The organism is Gammaproteobacteria bacterium (assembly GCA_034522055.1).
Lineage (GTDB): Bacteria > Pseudomonadota > Gammaproteobacteria > JAABTG01 > JAABTG01 > JAABTG01.
This window is the reverse complement of sequence record JAXHLS010000002.1, coordinates 2,236,703-2,252,130: the sequence shown is the minus strand read 5'-3', so window position 1 is coordinate 2,252,130 and position 15,428 is coordinate 2,236,703. Positions and strand designations below refer to the sequence as shown.

15 protein-coding genes are annotated in these 15,428 nt (G+C 67.1%); 4 read left to right on the top strand and 11 right to left on the bottom strand.

Annotated features, from left to right (window positions below; all coding sequences use genetic code 11):
* Positions 1–33: 33 nt before the first annotated feature.
* Positions 34–600, bottom strand: a complete 567-nt coding sequence (locus U5S82_11025) for a hypothetical protein (protein ID MDZ7752173.1) — start codon at positions 598–600, stop codon at positions 34–36.
* Positions 601–785: 185 nt separating this feature from the next.
* On the opposite strand from U5S82_11025, the gene U5S82_11020 reads away from it, so the two are divergent.
* Together U5S82_11020 and U5S82_11015 are read left to right on the top strand one after the other, a co-directional pair.
* On the top strand, positions 786–1,619 hold the full coding sequence (locus U5S82_11020; GenBank protein ID MDZ7752172.1) for a DNA adenine methylase: 834 nt from the start codon (positions 786–788) through the stop codon (positions 1,617–1,619).
* A 43-nt stretch (positions 1,620–1,662) separates the two neighbouring features.
* Positions 1,663–2,934, top strand: coding sequence for a hypothetical protein (locus tag U5S82_11015; GenBank protein ID MDZ7752171.1), 1,272 nt, complete (start codon positions 1,663–1,665; stop codon positions 2,932–2,934).
* 28 nt (positions 2,935–2,962) lie between these two features.
* On the opposite strand, the gene U5S82_11010 is transcribed toward U5S82_11015, so the two are convergent.
* The 10 genes from U5S82_11010 to U5S82_10965 all read right to left on the bottom strand — a co-directional run bounded on the left by U5S82_11010 (position 2,963) and on the right by U5S82_10965 (position 13,313).
* Positions 2,963–3,454: a hypothetical protein gene (locus U5S82_11010; GenBank protein MDZ7752170.1), complete on the bottom strand. Its 492-nt coding sequence runs from the start codon at positions 3,452–3,454 to the stop codon at positions 2,963–2,965.
* Positions 3,455–3,780: 326 nt separating this feature from the next.
* Positions 3,781–4,260 (bottom strand): OsmC family protein, encoded by a 480-nt coding sequence (locus U5S82_11005; GenBank protein ID MDZ7752169.1) that lies wholly within the window; start codon positions 4,258–4,260, stop codon positions 3,781–3,783.
* Between the two features lie 34 nt (positions 4,261–4,294).
* The gene (locus U5S82_11000) at positions 4,295–5,143 is read right to left on the bottom strand and encodes a D-amino acid aminotransferase (GenBank protein ID MDZ7752168.1); all 849 of its coding nucleotides are present in this window, start codon (positions 5,141–5,143) and stop codon (positions 4,295–4,297) included.
* Between the two features lie 3 nt (positions 5,144–5,146).
* On the bottom strand, positions 5,147–6,322 hold the full coding sequence (locus U5S82_10995; protein MDZ7752167.1) for a D-alanyl-D-alanine carboxypeptidase family protein: 1,176 nt from the start codon (positions 6,320–6,322) through the stop codon (positions 5,147–5,149).
* Between the two features lie 596 nt (positions 6,323–6,918).
* Positions 6,919–7,746: a septal ring lytic transglycosylase RlpA family protein gene (locus tag U5S82_10990; protein MDZ7752166.1), complete on the bottom strand. Its 828-nt coding sequence runs from the start codon at positions 7,744–7,746 to the stop codon at positions 6,919–6,921.
* 2 nt (positions 7,747–7,748) lie between these two features.
* Entirely contained in the window at positions 7,749–8,846 is a 1,098-nt protein-coding gene (gene rodA / locus U5S82_10985) for a rod shape-determining protein RodA (GenBank protein ID MDZ7752165.1), read from the bottom strand.
* Positions 8,846–10,726: a penicillin-binding protein 2 gene (gene mrdA / locus U5S82_10980; protein MDZ7752164.1), complete on the bottom strand. Its 1,881-nt coding sequence runs from the start codon at positions 10,724–10,726 to the stop codon at positions 8,846–8,848. The genes rodA and mrdA overlap by 1 nt, the downstream gene beginning before the upstream one ends.
* A 78-nt stretch (positions 10,727–10,804) precedes the next feature.
* Entirely contained in the window at positions 10,805–11,293 is a 489-nt protein-coding gene (mreD, locus tag U5S82_10975) for a rod shape-determining protein MreD (GenBank protein ID MDZ7752163.1), read from the bottom strand.
* Positions 11,290–12,135, bottom strand: a complete 846-nt coding sequence (gene mreC / locus U5S82_10970) for a rod shape-determining protein MreC (protein MDZ7752162.1) — start codon at positions 12,133–12,135, stop codon at positions 11,290–11,292. The genes mreD and mreC overlap by 4 nt, the downstream gene beginning before the upstream one ends.
* Positions 12,136–12,266: 131 nt before the next feature.
* Entirely contained in the window at positions 12,267–13,313 is a 1,047-nt protein-coding gene (locus U5S82_10965) for a rod shape-determining protein (GenBank protein ID MDZ7752161.1), read from the bottom strand.
* A 250-nt stretch (positions 13,314–13,563) separates the two neighbouring features.
* Between U5S82_10965 and gatC the strand changes: the two genes are divergently transcribed.
* Positions 13,564–13,851 (top strand): Asp-tRNA(Asn)/Glu-tRNA(Gln) amidotransferase subunit GatC, encoded by a 288-nt coding sequence (gene gatC, locus U5S82_10960; protein ID MDZ7752160.1) that lies wholly within the window; start codon positions 13,564–13,566, stop codon positions 13,849–13,851.
* Positions 13,852–13,963: 112 nt separating this feature from the next.
* Positions 13,964–15,418, top strand: coding sequence for an Asp-tRNA(Asn)/Glu-tRNA(Gln) amidotransferase subunit GatA (gatA, locus tag U5S82_10955; GenBank protein MDZ7752159.1), 1,455 nt, complete (start codon positions 13,964–13,966; stop codon positions 15,416–15,418).
* Positions 15,419–15,428: the final 10 nt, after the last annotated feature.

Below are 15,428 nucleotides of genomic sequence, written 5' to 3'. Positions count from 1 at the left end.
TGCGCCGAGGATGCGCCAGAAGGGCCAGTCGCCTCAGCCGCCGCGCTGGCGCTGCAGGGCGGCCATGAGGGCCTGGCGGAACTCCTCGGTGAGGGCCTTCAGCTCCTCTATCAGGGCCTCGGCCCGCGGATCCTCCTCGGCCATGGCCGCCGATATGTCCTTGGCAAACCGGCCGCGGGCGGCAACCACGTTTTCGTCCTTCAGGATCTGCTGCTGGGCGTTCTGCAGGGCCTCCCGTTCACTTTCGAACTCACTGGCCACCTGCTGCTTCTCCTGGGGCGACAGATCACCGCTCTTATAGCGTTGCTGCAACTCCTCCAGGCGTTGCTTGGACGCAGTGGCGTCGAAGCCCCGCTCATCGGCGGTATCCCGGATGAGGCGGGCGAGATCCTCGCGCTGCTGTGCCAGATCGGGATGGGACTCGAGGGCCTGGCGCTGGATGGCCGCCACCTGGCCTTTGAGGGCGTCGATCTCCTGTTTGAGCTGCCTCAACTCCTCCTCGAGGCCGGGGGGCAGAGCGGACTGGTTCTGGGCCTGCACCGCAGGCACGATCACGAACAGGGGCAACACCGTCAGAACCGCGAAGATAAGATTACGCATGGGGACTCCATTGTCGGATAAAACGAATACCCTAGCAGCCGCAGCGGGTACATTGTCAAATCAGCGCCCCGCTTTGCCCCACGTACACCCGCCCGGTGTGGGCCTGCCGGGTATGGACCGGGCAAGCGCCCCCATGGCGAGCCCGATGAGCTACCATATGCCCTCGATTCCACGAGCCTCAGAGCGTGCCTGATTCTGGAACAGCCAGCGCGCGGCCCCGTCGCCCCGCCACGACAACGCCCGCCTCTCTTACACCGCCCCTCAAATGGGCCGGCGGCAAGCGCTGGCTGATACCCCATCTGGAGCCCCTGTGGCGCCGCCACGAGGAACGGCGACTGGTGGAACCCTTCGTCGGCGGGCTCGCCATCGCCCTGGGCCTCGCGCCGCGCCAGGCGCTGCTCAACGATATCAATGACGCCGCGGTGAATTTCTATCTCTGGCTCCAGAAGGGGCTCAGGATCACCATCCCCATGCGCAACGAGGCAGACCTCTACTACCGGCACCGCGACGAGTTCAACCGCCTGGTGGCGGGACGGGGCAGGCGCAACAGAAAGGCCGCGGAACTCTTCTACTACCTCAACCGCACGGGCTACAACGGCCTGTGCCGCTTCAACAGTCGGGGTGAATTCAACGTGCCTTTCGGCCGCCACACGGCCATCAATTACCGCCGCGACCTCACCGCCTACGCCCCCCTGCTGGCACCCTGGTCCTTCAGGGCCACCGACTTCACCGCCCTCGACCTGGAGCCCGACGATTTCATCTACGCCGACCCGCCCTACGACGTGCCCTTCCGGCAGTATGCCCGGGACGGCTTTCCGTGGGAGCGCCAGGTGGCCCTGGCCGAGTGGCTGGCGGCCCACGATGGCCCGGTAGTGGCCTCCAATCAGGCCACCGAACGGGTGGTGGAACTATATGGCGACCTCGGCTTCGAACTGCGTTTTCTCGACGGACGGCGCTCCATCAGCCGCACCGGGGACCGATCCCCGGCACGGGAGATACTGGCGTCGAGAAACGTCTGAGGCCACCGCGCCCGCGTCCTCGCCCCCGGAGATGAGCCGAACCATGGGTCTTGTAGGCAGGGCATTGTTGCTTGTCATCATTCTCGCCGTGCTCCTGCCGGTGGTGGTGGTGCTGGCCGCCCTCGAGTCCACTCCCGCGGTGGTCTACGAGGAGGCCTTCACTTCGGGCGACGTGGAGCGCGCCAGGCGACTCATGAAGTCCCATGATCCGCGGCGCCTGCAGGCAGGCGAGATCCGCACCCTGAGCCTCGGGGCAACCGAACTGAACCTGCTGTTACGCTATGCCGCCGCACGTCTGGTGCCGGGCAGTGTTCACCTGAGTCTGCAGGATGGCCGTATCATCGCCGTGGCCACCGTGGAGGTGCCCCGCAACCCCTTCGGCCGGTATCTCAACCTGACCGCCCATCTGGACATGGCAGCAGGCCGGCCGCGTCTCACCACGACACGCCTCGGGCCGGTATCCATCCCCGCCGCCCTGGCCAACCTGGCCTTCCAGGGGGGACACCACGTGCTGTGGCACCACGACGCCTACCGTCACACCCTGGCGGCCATCAACGGCATCCGCGTGGACCGGGACAGACTCCAACTGGTCTATCAATGGCAGCCGGAACTGGTGGATCAGGCCCGTGCCGTCGGCCGCGGATTACTGCTGCCCGCCGGCGAGCAGCCGCGGCTGCTGGCCTATCAGCGGCGCCTCGCGGAGGTGACCAAGGATCTGGCAGGCCGGCGGGTGGCGCTGGAGGCGTTGCTCGGCCCCCTGTTTCGGCTGGCGGAAAACCGCAGCCTCGGAGGCAACGATCCCGCCCAGGAGAACCGTTCGGCGCTCACCGTGCTGGCGCTCTATATCCAGGGCGTGGATGTGGCGCGTCTGCTGGACGCCGAGCCGGCGGCGGCCCGGCCTGCCCGGCTCATACCGGTGTTGGGCGAACGCCAGGACCTGGCCCAGCATTTTCTGATATCCGCGGGCATCGCCGCGGCGGGCGGCGGCAGTGTGGCGGATGCCGTAGGCCTGTTGAAGGAACTGGACGACTCGAGGCATGGCAGCGGCTTCAGTTTCACCGATCTCGCCGCGGACCGCGCCGGTGTGCGATTCGCCGAGCTGGCCACCGGCCCGGCCGCCCGGGCCCGTGACATCCAGGCCCGAGTGGCCACCGGCATCAGCGGGGACCAACTGCTGCCGGACCTCACGGGCCTGGAGGAATTCCTCGCGGCGGAGGCGTTCCGGCGGCGCTACCAAGCGGTGGACTCGCCCGCTTACCGCCGCGTGGCCGAGGACATCGAGGCCCGCATCGACGCCCTCGCCCTGTACCGCTGACGGCGCCCCCCCGGGAGCGGGCGGCGACTCAGTTGGGATGGCGTTTGCCGAGTTCCTGGAGTTGCAACTTGTCCTCGTCCCGCACCACGAACTTGTTGAAATAGATGAACAGGACGGCGACCAAGAGCACCGGCACGAGGCCCCCGATGAGGTTCTGCAACAAGCCGCCGGCCAGCATCACCGGCACCCAGAAGATGATTCGCGCGGGCTTCTCCAACTGGACGTAGACCCGGCCGAGGGCCGTCACGCCGGTGACCCGGGCCAGCCACACCCAGAAGGGCTTCTGCCATCCGAAGGCCAGCCCGAGCAACCACCACAGGGCCCGCGCCAGGCCCCGTGGCAAGGCCAGCAAACCACGACCCAGTCCCCGCAACAGGCCATGGAGCAAACCGCCGGGACTGAACAGGAGATAGGGGAAATCGAGAAACAGCCATTCCAGGGCATGACTGAGACGCGCGTAGAGACCGCCGCGGCCCGAGGCCGGTGTGGTGTCAGTGTGCTCGGTATTATCGCCGGTCATAGGACATTCAGCGCATCCGCGAACCACCCCCTCTTCCACCGGCAGGGACCTGGCAGCCCATAGCGGCCCCGCGCGGGACGCCCTCCGTCCCGGCCCCATGGTTCCCCGGCAGGACGCGGGGAATCCGGTTGGCGGTCATCCCCTGACCCGGAGAGCGCTCCGGACGTCGCTCCTCTCTGGTATGCGTTATAACGGTATCCGGCGTCCGTCGGCCCCTGGCTCCGCCACGGTGACCTTCATCGCTTGGCGATGGGCGCCGGCTGTTTTTATAAGCTTTAGGATAATACGACAGAAGTGTAGCAGGGCCCAGCGGGCGGCGGCATGGGTCAATCGCTGCGCTTCAGGGTGTTGCCTTCATGGTCCACCACCTCGACGGTGACGGGCACCCCCTGGCGGACGCTGGCCGTGACCACGCAGAAATCCTCGAACAGGTCCAGGCAACGTGCCAGCCGATTCGCTCTGGCGGCATCCTCACCGAGTTGTAGACGCACCTCCAGGCCACCGATGCGCAGGCGCTTTTTCTCGTTGCGCACCAGCCGGCAGGTGACGCGGGTGCGGATGGCCGCCGCCGGCACATCCCCCTTGTAGATGCAATGGATGAGGCTGGCCGACAGGCAGTTGGCCACCGCCGCCGCCAGCAGCCGCGAGGCGTTGGGACCGTTGCCCTCTCCCAGGGGCGGGGGTTCGTCCAGGGTCAGTGCGGACAGCTTCTTGCGATCGAACAGCACCTTGAACTCGTAGCCCTCGGTCTGCTCCAGTTCGAAGGTGAACCGCCCCTCCTCCTGCTGTTCCGCTGCATCACTCATGGTCATCGCCCTCCATTATTCAGATACCGGGATGTCACCCACACCAGCGGTCGATGTCCGCCTTGCAGGCCTGATAGAGGGCATTCACCTCCCGCCAGCGCGGCCCCGCCGTCCCCTCGCCTACGGGCCTGTCGTCCAGCCGCGTCGCGGCCATCACCTCCCGAGTCGAGCTGGTGAGCCAGATCTCGTCGGCGCCGGCGAGTTCCGCCACCTGCACCTCGCGCTCCCGGCACGGCCGGCCCGCGGCCTGCAACAACTCCATGACCAGGTCCCGGGTGATGCCCGCCAGCAGGTGGGGGCCCTTGGGGGGGGTGGCCACCTCGTCGCCATGGACCACGAAGACGTTGCTCGCCGCCCCCTCCGTCACCCTTCCCGCGCGGTGCAGGATGGCCTCGTAGGCCCCGGCCTCCCGGGCCTGCTGGCGCACCAGGACGTTGGGCAGGAGGGTAATGGCCTTAATGTTACAGGATTCCCAGCGCATGTCCGGGGCGGTGATGGCCGCCACGCCCTGCGCGGGTAGCGCCGCCATGGGGGTGCACTGGGCCACCACCGTGGGCCGGACGCCGGCGGGGAACACATGGTCCCGCGGTGCCGTGCCACGGGTCACTTGCAGATATACGGAACGGTCGCCGCCGCCATTACGGCGCAGCAATTCCGCCAGCACCGTCCGCCACGCCTCCCGGCTCAGGGGGTTGTCCAGGCGGATGGCCGCGAGGCTGCGGTCCAGCCGGTCGAGATGTTGCGGCAGCCTGAACAGGCAGCCCCCGTAGGCCGGAATCACCTCGTAGACACCGTCACCGAACATGAAACCCCGGTCGAGGATGGGCACCACGGCCCGCTCCGGGGGCACGAACTCGCCGTTGACGTAAACCACGGCCGTCACGGGCTATTGCATCATGAGGCGGACATGGTCAACCAGGCGGGTCCACAGCCCACCCTCGGCGCTGGCCCCAAGGGCCACCAGGGGCGCTTCGGCCAGCGCCTCGTCACCGAGACGCACCCGCGCCAGCCCCAAGCGCTGGCCCCGGGTCACCGGGGCCAATACCTCGCCATCCAGGGTCATCTCGGCCGCGACCGCCTCGAAACGTCCCCGCGGCACCGTGACATGGAGATCATGGGCCAGACCGGCGGGCACCTCGGCGGGCTCTCCCTTCCACACCCGGATCCGCGACAGCTCTTCGCCGGCGCCATACAGCCTGCGGGTCTCGAAAAAGCGGAACCCCCAGTTGAGCAGCTTGCGGGTTTCCACCGTGCGGGCGTTTTGGCTGCTGGTCCCCATGACCGCGGAGATGAGACGCATGCCCTCGCGTTTGGCCGAGACCACCAGGCAGTATCCCGCGGCCTCGGTATGGCCCGTCTTGACGCCATCGACGCTGTCATCCTGCCACAGCAGCCGATTGCGGTTGTTCTGGGCGATATCGTTGTAGGTGAAGCTCTTCACCGCATGCCAACTGTAGTGCTCGGGAAAGTCTCGGATCAGGGCCGCCGCCAGCCGGGCCATGTCGGCGGCGGTGGTGTAATGGTCCTCGTGGGGCAGGCCGGTGCTGTTGACGAAATGGCTGTGTTCGAGACCCAGCCGTTTGGCCGTCTGGTTCATGAGGTCGGCGAAGGACTCCTCGCTGCCCGCCACGTGCTCCGCCAGGGCCACGCTGGCGTCGTTGCCGGACTGAATGATCACCCCCTTCAGCAGGTCCTCCACCGATACCCGTTTCCCCACCTCGATGAACATGCGCGAGCCGATCATGCGCCACGCTTTCTCGCTCACCAGCACCTCGTCATCCATGGACACGGCGCCGCGCTCGAGTTCCCGCAACACCACATAGGTAGTCATCATCTTGGTGAGGCTGGCCGGCTCCACCCGCAGATCGGGCTCCTTGGCGCTCAGCACCCGCCCGCTATGGAAGTCCACGAGCACGTGGGAGGTGCCGGCGACATCCGGGGCGCGCGGCGTGGCCGCGTGGGCGGTGGACCACAGCATGAGTGCGGCGAAAAACAGGGCGAAGGGTATGCGCGTGGGGATATTCAGGGGTCCGGCCTCCTGTGGATGCAAGGCAAGGGACATTAGATACAGCCCCCGGGCCTGTCAAGGAACCACCACCCTTGCCCGTAGAGTAAGGTCGTATCCGCCATGTCACGGACGACTCGACAATCACCCGGTTTCAACCAATTGGTAGGTCGGGCTGTAGGTCGGGCTTCAGCCCGACAGCTGGCGGATGGCTCCGGCCCGGCCTGTGGTATGCGCGGTGGGTTTAATGTCGGGATGAATCCCGACCTACATCCGGGCCAGGGCAAAGGGGAAATGGGAAAAGATTACCACCCGTGCGTCCGCTCTGCCGACGCCGAAACGGTGGATCCGCTGCGCCTTTTCAAACGGCCACTCCTCCCTGACCTTCTCCCTTTTCGCGTCACTCGCGTCTTTCGCGCTTACGCTTTTTGTAGGTCGGGCTGTAGATACTCCGTTTCCTGTCAAGCAATCTGTAGGTCGGTTGCTCTCGGCAACCGACATCCGCGCCCGCAAAGCGCCGAGTTTCCGTCGGCTGCCAAGAGCAGCCGACCTACGCCTCTGTCCTTCTCCCTTTTCGCGTCATTTCGCGTCTTTCGCGGTTACGCTTTTTGTAGGTCGGGCTGTAGGTCGGGCTTCAGCCCGACACCCCACGCTTATTCCACCACCACGTGCATGTCCCGGATGCCGCGGCTCGACACCAGGGCCGCCAGATCGTCCATGGCGGTGACGCCTTGCACCGGCCCCAGCTGCACGCGATGGACTCGACCGCTGCCGGCCAGGGCCTCGACCACACGCACGGGCACGGGCGAGAAGGAGTGAAGGCGGGTCTTCAGGCGGGCCGCGTTCTCCCGCTCGGTGAAGGCGCCCACCTGCAGGTAGAGCGCCAGGCCGTCCCTCGCCGCCTGGCGCAGAAGCGGCGGGGAAGGCGCGCGCCCGGCGCCGGTCAGGGCGCGTACCTCCACCAGGCCGGTGCCCTGGCGCAGGATCCCCAGCTTCGCGGCGGCGGCGTAGGAGAGGTCGATGATGCGATTGGCGTGGAACGGGCCGCGATCGTTTACCTTCACCACCACTTGGCGCCCGTTCTCCAGATTGGTTACCCGGACGTAGGTGGGCAGGGGCAGGGACTTGTGGGCCGCGGTCATGGCGTACATGTCGTAGATCTCCCGGCTGGAGGTGTGGCGGCCCTGGAACTTCTCGCCGTACCAGGAGGCGATGCCCCGCTCCACGTAGCCCTCGGCGCCGTCCATCACCTGGTAGCGCCTGCCCAGCACTTCGTAGGAGCGCGGGTTGCCGTAACGGCTCCTGGGCTCGGGCCGGGGCACAGCATCAGGCGTGCTCATGATATCGGCAGGAGGCCGGCTCGGGGCCCGATCCTGCTCCTCCACCACGCCGCAGGCCGCCAGCAGGGTGACCAGGGCCAATACGAGGCCCAGGGCCGGGCGCGGGCCGCGGGGGAATACCGTTGAGGTCGGCGCGCTCAATGTCAGTCGGAGAGTAACCGCCGGTGGCTGTGGACGGACATGAGGATGCCAAAAGCCAGCATCAAGGTCACCATGGAGGTGCCGCCGTAGCTGATGAGGGGCAGGGGCACCCCCACCACCGGCAGCAGCCCGGTCACCATGCCGATGTTGACGAACACATAGACGAAGAAGGTAAGTACCAGCCCCGCGCCCAGCAGGCGGCCGAAGGTCTCCTGGGCCTCGGCGGCGAGGAACAGGCCGCGTACCACGATGAACAGATAGAGGGCCAGCAGCCCCAGGGAACCCACCAGGCCGAACTCCTCGCTGAAGACCGCGAAGATGAAGTCGGTAGCGCGCTCGGGCACGAAATCCAGCTGGGACTGGGTGCCATTGAGCCAGCCCTTGCCGAACACGCCGCCGGACCCCACGGCGATCTTGGACTGGATGATGTGGTAGCCGGCCCCCAGGGGGTCGCTCTGGGGGTTGAGGAGGGTGAGCACCCGCTGACGCTGGTAGTCGCGCATGAAGAAATACCACAGCACCGGCAAGAACGCCGCGCACAAGGCGCCCATGGCCAGGATCAGGCGCCAGGACATGCCGGCCACCAGGAGCACGAAGACACCGGCCGCCGCCACCAGCAACGAGGTGCCGAGGTCCGGCTGTTTGGCGATGAGGGCCGTGGGCACCACGATGAGGGCCGCGGCCACCAGCAGGCGTGGCAGGCTGGGGGGCAGGGGGCGTTCCGACAGATACCAGGCCACCATGGCGGGCACCGCCACCTTCACCATCTCCGAGGGCTGAAAGCGCATAAATCCCAGATCCAGCCAACGCTGGGCACCCTTGCCCACATCCCCCACCGCCAGGACCAGGATCAGCAGCACCAGGCTGCCGGCATAGAACCACGGCGCCCAGAAGGCCAGATGCTGGGGGGCGATCTGGGCCACCAGCAGCATCAACCCCAGGGCCAGCAGGAAGCGCAAGCCTTGTTTGACGATCAGCTCCGGATCCTCGCCGCCGGCGCTGTAGAGCACCACCAGGCCGATCCCCGCCAGCACCAGGATAGCGAGCAGCAGCGGGACGTCGAGGTGAAAACGCTGAGGCAGGGTCTGGCGGGAGTGCATCAGCTCGCCGGCTCCCCGGCCATGTCCATGGCGGCGGGCAGTTCACGGGCCAGGTAGTGGTCGATGACCCGCCGCGCGATGGGTGCCGCCGACGTGGATCCGCCGCCACCATGCTCCACCACCACGGCCACGGCGATGCGCGGCTGGTCCACCGGCGCGAAGGCGATGAACAGGCCATGGTCCCGCAACTCGCGCTTCAGGCTCTCGGCGTCGTATTCCTCGTCCTGGGCCAGGCCGAACACCTGGGCGGTGCCGGTCTTGCCGGCCATGCGATAGGACAGGCCGTCGGCGATACGATGGGCGGTGCCCCGGGGGGTGTGGACCGTATCCTCCATGGCGGAGACGATAGGGCGCCAGAAGGCGGCATCCCGCAACCCAAGGGACCCGGGCGCCGGTGCCGGTTCCAAGACCCCTTCCTGGTCCGGATCGCCGAAGGACTGCACCAGGCGTGGCCGCAGGATACGGCCGCGATTGGCCACGATGGCCGTCGCCTGGGCCAGTTGCAGTGGGGTGGCGAGCATGAAGCCCTGGCCGATGCCGGTGATGAGGGTCTCGCCCCGATACCAGGGCTTGTGGCGCGCGGCCCGCTTCCAGTCCTTACTGGGCATCAGGCCTGCCGCCTCTCCCGCGATATCGACGCCGGTGCGGACGCCGAAGCCGAAGCGGGTCATGAACTCATGCATGCGATCGATGCCCAGGGCATGGGCCATCTCATAGAAGTAGACGTCACAGGAGCGCAGTATGGCCCAGTTGAGGTCCACCTTGCCGTGGCCGGTCCGCTTCCAGTCGCGGTAACGGTGGGAGCTGTTGGGGAGCTGATACCAGCCGCGACAGAAGGTATGACCGGTGGCGAGTTCCACCCCGTATTCCAGGCCGGCGAGACCCATCATGGGCTTGATGGTGGAGCCCGGCGGATATTGCCCGCGGATGGCGCGGTTGAACAGGGGCCGCAGGGGCGAGCCGCTGAGGTCGGCGTAGGACTCGGTATCGATGCCGTTGACGAACAGGTTGGGATCGTAGCCGGGCTTGCTGGCCAGGGCCAGCAAGCCGCCGTTGTTGGGATCGATGGCCACCACCGCCCCGGTATGGTCCCCCAGGGCGGCGAGGGCCTCCCGCTGGAGGGCGGCATCCAGATGCAGGAACAGGTCGCTGCCGGGGCTGGGCGAGACCCGCTCCAGCACCCGCAGGCGCCGGCCCTGGGCGTTGTTCTCCACGTGCAGGTAGCCCACGATACCGTGGAGTACCTTCTCGTAGGAGCGTTCCACCCCGGTCTTGCCCACGTGGCTGGTGCCGCTGTACTGGACGGGGTCCACCCGTTGCAGGGCCGCCTCGTCGAGCCGGCCCACATAACCCACGACGTGGGCCGTCACCTCACCGAGGGGATAGTGGCGGGTGAGGCGGGCCTGGATGTCGGTGCCGGGAAAACGGTGGCGATTAACCGCGAAACGCGCCACCTCCTCGTCACTGAGGCGAAACTTCAGGGGAATACTCTCGAATGAACGCTTGCGACTGGCGAGCTGCCGGAAACGCTCCACGTCCTGCGCCGATATCTCCACCACATCACCCAAGGCATCGAGGGTCGCATCCAGGTCGGATACCGCCTCGGGCACCAGTTCGAGGGTGTAAGAGGGGGTGTTCTGGGCCAGCAATACGCCATTGCGATCATAGATGAGACCGCGAATGGGCGGTTCCGGGACGATCTTCACCCGGTTATTCTCGGACTGGGTGATAAAGTGCTGGTGACTCACCACCTGCAGATCCGTCAACCGCCACACCAACAGCACCAGCAGCACCAGGATGCCGGCCACCGCGGCCAGCAACCGGCCCCTCACCACGGCGTCTTCCCGGACCTTGTCCTTGAGGGCAATGGAGGGGGTCATGACCGCACGGGTTCACCAGACATGGGGGGATATTACGGGTCGCGAGAGGTCAGGCCAAACGCAGGCCGGCGAAGGCCCTCATTCGATGCGGTAACGACGCCGCACGTCCCGCAGGATGATGAAGACCCACGGCCACACCACGCCACTGGCGGCGGCCGGCCCGAGCACCAGCAACCACGGGGTGGGCAGACCCTGGATGCCGCGGGTCCACAGGAACAGGCTCTGCTCCAGCAACACCAGCACGAACACGCCCACCCCCTGCTGCCACAGCGGCAGCACCCGCAGGCGCTGATGCAACTTGATGACGATGAAGGCCACCAGAGCCAGACCCAGGGCATACTGCCCCAGCAACGTACCCGCCACGCCGTCCTTGAGCAGCCCCGTGAACCAGGCCCAGCTCACCCCCACCCGCTGGGGCACCGCCATGGCCCAGTACACCAGCACCATGGTCACCCACGCCGGGCGCAACGGCTCGGCCAGGGCCGGCAGGGGCAGGATCATGAGCATGAAGGCGATGACAAAGGTGAGCACCAGCGCCACGCCGCCCCGCGGCCGCGCAATCATCATCCCTCCCCGTCTTCGCCGGGGGGGGTGATAGGCACATGGGCCGGCCACACCAGCAGCACCTCCCGGTTGCGCTCCAGCTGGGCCGACGGCTCCACCACCACATCGGCGAAGGGGCGCCCGGCATCCGTCGTCACCGAGGTCACGGTGCCGACCGGATAGCCGGAGGGGAAACGCCCCCCCAGCCCGGAGGTCACCACCAGGTCCCCCACCTGCACGTCGGCATTGTTGGGCAGATACTGGAGGGCGAGGCTGCCGGCCGCCCCCGTCCCCACGGCCACCGAACGCAGGCCGTTGCGGTTGATCTGCACCGGCAGGGCATGGCCCGGATCGGTGATCAGGAGCGCCGCCGAGGTCAGGGGGTTGACATGGGCCACCTGCCCCATAACACCGTTGGCGTCGATGATGGGCTGGCCGGCATAGACCCGCGACCGCGCACCCTTGCTCAGCAGGATCTGGCGGCTGAAGGGATCCAGATCCACCGCCACCACCTCGGCGATGAGCACCTGTTCGCCCACCTTGACGGAGGAGTCCAGCAGATTACGCAGGCGGCGGTTCTCGGCCTCCAGGGCCTCGAAACGGCCGAGCCGAACCTCGATGGCCAGCTGCTCGCGGCGCAGGCGTTGGTTCTCCTCTGCCAGGAAGCGCCTCAGGGAGAAGGTGTCGTAGACCCAGGTCCCCGCCTGCAGGGGCACATGCACCGCCATCTGCACCGGATAGAGCATCACGCCGAGCCCCGCCCTGACGAATTCCAGCTGATGGAGGCGATCCAGGGTCATGAGCAGCACCGACAGCAGCACGAACACCGCCAGCCGCACGCTCAGGGCCGGGCCGCGGGTAAACAGGGTTTTCTCGCTTCTGATCAGACGGCACCTCCCGCTGCGAAGACCGGGTGCGTCAGGGTACTGGAATGGCCGGAGGCGTGCCGGCCCAGGGGCCTGAAGACTGCCGCCGCGGGCGAGTCCAAGGGGAGGGGCTACTCGGTGGCGAACACGTCGACGCCCTTCTCGTCCATCATCTCAAGGGCCCGGCCACCGCCCCGGGCGACGCAGGTCAGGGGGTCTTCGGCGATGAGCACGGGCAGTCCCGTCTCCTCCATGAGCAGGCGGTCGAAGTCCCGCAGCAACGCCCCGCCCCCGGTGAGTACCATGCCCTGCTCCGCCACATCGGCCCCCAGTTCGGGAGGGGTCTGCTCCAGTGCCGTCTTCACCGCGCTGACGATGCCCGACAGGGGTTCCTGGAGGGCCTCGAGGATCTCGTTGCTGTTGAGGGAAAAGCTGCGCGGCACGCCCTCCGCGAGGTTGCGGCCCCGCACCTCGATCTCGGTCATCTCCGTGCCGGGATAGGCGGAACCGATCTCGTGCTTGATGCGCTCCGCCGTGGCCTCACCGATGAGGCTGCCGTAGTTGCGGCGCACATAGTTGATGATGGCCTCGTCGAAGCGATCGCCGCCGACGCGCACCGACGCCGAATAGACGATGCCGTTCAGGGAGATCACCGCCACCTCGGTGGTGCCACCGCCGATGTCCAGCACCATGGAACCGCTGGCCTCGGACACCGGCATGCCGGCACCGATGGCGGCCGCCATGGGCTCTTCGATGAGATAGACCTCGCGGGCACCCGCGCCGGCCGCCGATTCGCGGATGGCCCGGCGCTCCACCTGGGTGGAACCGCAGGGCACACACACCAGCACCCGCGGGCTCGGCCGCATGAAGCGGTTCTCGTGCACCTTGTGGATGAAATGCTGGAGCATCTTCTCGGTGACGGTGAAATCGGCGATGACGCCGTCCTTCAGGGGCCGGATGGCGGTGATGTGCCCCGGCGTCCTCCCCAGCATGCGCTTGGCGTCGTTGCCGACCGCCGCGATGGTCTTTGCACCACCGGGGCCGCGCTCCTGACGGATCGCCACCACCGAGGGCTCATTCAGCACGATGCCCTGGCCCCGCACGTAGATCAGCGTGTTGGCGGTCCCCAGGTCGATGGAGAGATCGTTTGAAAAGAAGCCTCTCAGGCCTTTAAACATAGGTGCGGTTAACTCGTAGCGGCGAGGGTTGAGAATCAGCCTTAGAAACGGGACGAACGGATGGCTATAATGGGTCGCGGCTTCGTCCACCTGTCCGCGACCGGACGCGGGTCCCTTTATCGATTAAAGCTGTCACGTGCGTTAGGCCGCGCTAATTTAGCAGTGGCCCGGGTTGCGGGCAAGGGCGGCGTTTCATCCTGCGGGCCGGTAACCGGGCCGGTCCCACACTCTGATGACAGAAAACCATACCATGGCCCTAGACAGACACGACGTGGAGAACATCGCCCATCTGGCCCGCATCGCCATCGATGAGGTCGATATTCCGGATTATGTCCGCGACCTCTCCAATATCCTTGACCTGGTGGATGAGATGGCCCGGGAGGACACCGCCGATGTGTTACCGTTGGCCCACCCGCTGGATGCCGTGCAGCGCTTGCGACCCGATGTGGTGACCGAAGAGGACCAGCGCGACCTGTTCCAGGCCGGCGCACCCGCGCTGGAGAACGGCCTGTACCTGGTCCCCAAGGTGATCGAGTAACCCCCAAACGCGCCCCCTATTCACCATTCACTATTCACCATTCACTATTCACCATTCACCATTCACCAGTCCGACGCCCCTCGTCCCCAACCCCGGCCATCTCCCCCGATCCATGCACGATAAATCCATCGCCGAACTATCCGCCGCCCTGCAGGACCGGGAGGTCTCCAGCGAGGAACTCACCCGCCACTTCCTCGCACGCATCGAGGGCCTCGACAAAACCCTCAACAGTTTCATCACCGTGACCCCTGAAGGCGCCCTGGAGCAGGCCCGGGCGGCGGATGGCCGCCGCGCCCGCGGCGAGGGTGGCCCCCTGACGGGCATCCCCATGGCCCACAAGGACATCTTCTGCACCCGCGGCGTGCGCACCTCCTGTGGCTCGCGGATGCTGGACAATTTCGTCTCCCCCTACGACGCCACGGTGGTGGCGCGCCTGGCGGCGGCCGGCATGGTGATGCTGGGCAAGCTCAACATGGACGAGTTCGCCATGGGATCCTCCAACGAGACCAGTTACTACGGACCCGTCCACAACCCATGGCATACGGACCATGTGCCCGGCGGCTCCTCGGGCGGCTCGGCGGCGGCGGTGGCGGCGCGCCTGGTGCCGGCGGCCACGGCCACGGATACCGGCGGCTCCATACGCCAGCCGGCGGCCCTGTGCGGCATCACCGGGCTGAAACCCACCTACGGACGGGTGTCCCGCTACGGCATGATCGCCTTCGCCTCCAGCCTCGACCAGGCCGGGCCTCTGACCCGCAGCGCGGCCGATGCCGCGTGGCTGCTGGCCGCCATGGCCGGCTTCGACGAACGGGACTCCACCAGCCTGGATCAGCCCCTCGAGGACTATCCCGCCCTGCTGGATCAACCCCTGAAGGGGCTGCGCATCGGCCTGCCCCGGGAGCACTTCGGTGAGGGCCTCGACGAGGGGGTGGCGGGGGCCGTCCACCGCGCCGTGGCCGTGTTCGAGGCCGCCGGCGCCACGGTCAGGGAGATCAGCCTCGCCAGCAGCCTGCTGTCGGTGCCTGCCTACTACGTGGTGGCGCCGGCGGAGTGCTCCTCCAACCTGTCGCGCTTCGACGGCGTGCGCTTCGGCTACCGCTGCGAGGCACCGGTGAACCTGGAGGATCTCTACAAGCGCAGCCGCGGTGAGGGCTTCGGCGCCGAGGTCAAACGGCGCATCCTGGTGGGCACCTACGCCCTGTCCGCAGGCTATTACGACGCCTATTATCTCAAGGCCCAGAAGGTGCGCCGGCTCATCAAAGACGAATTCCGCCGCGCCTTCGACGAGGTGGACGTGATCATGGGCCCCACCGCCCCCGCGCCCGCCTTCCGCATCGGCGAGAAGACCAGCGACCCGGTGGCCATGTACCTGTCGGACATCTACACCATCGCCGCCAACCTGGCCGGCTTGCCCGCCCTGTCGGTACCGGCCGGCCTGGTGGACGGCCTGCCCGTGGGACTGCAGATGGTAGGCAACTACTTCGATGAGGGGCGGCTGCTCGGCATCGCCCATCGTTTTCAACAGGAAACGGACTGGCACCGGCGGACGCCGCCGGGATTCGATTGATTACTTCAGC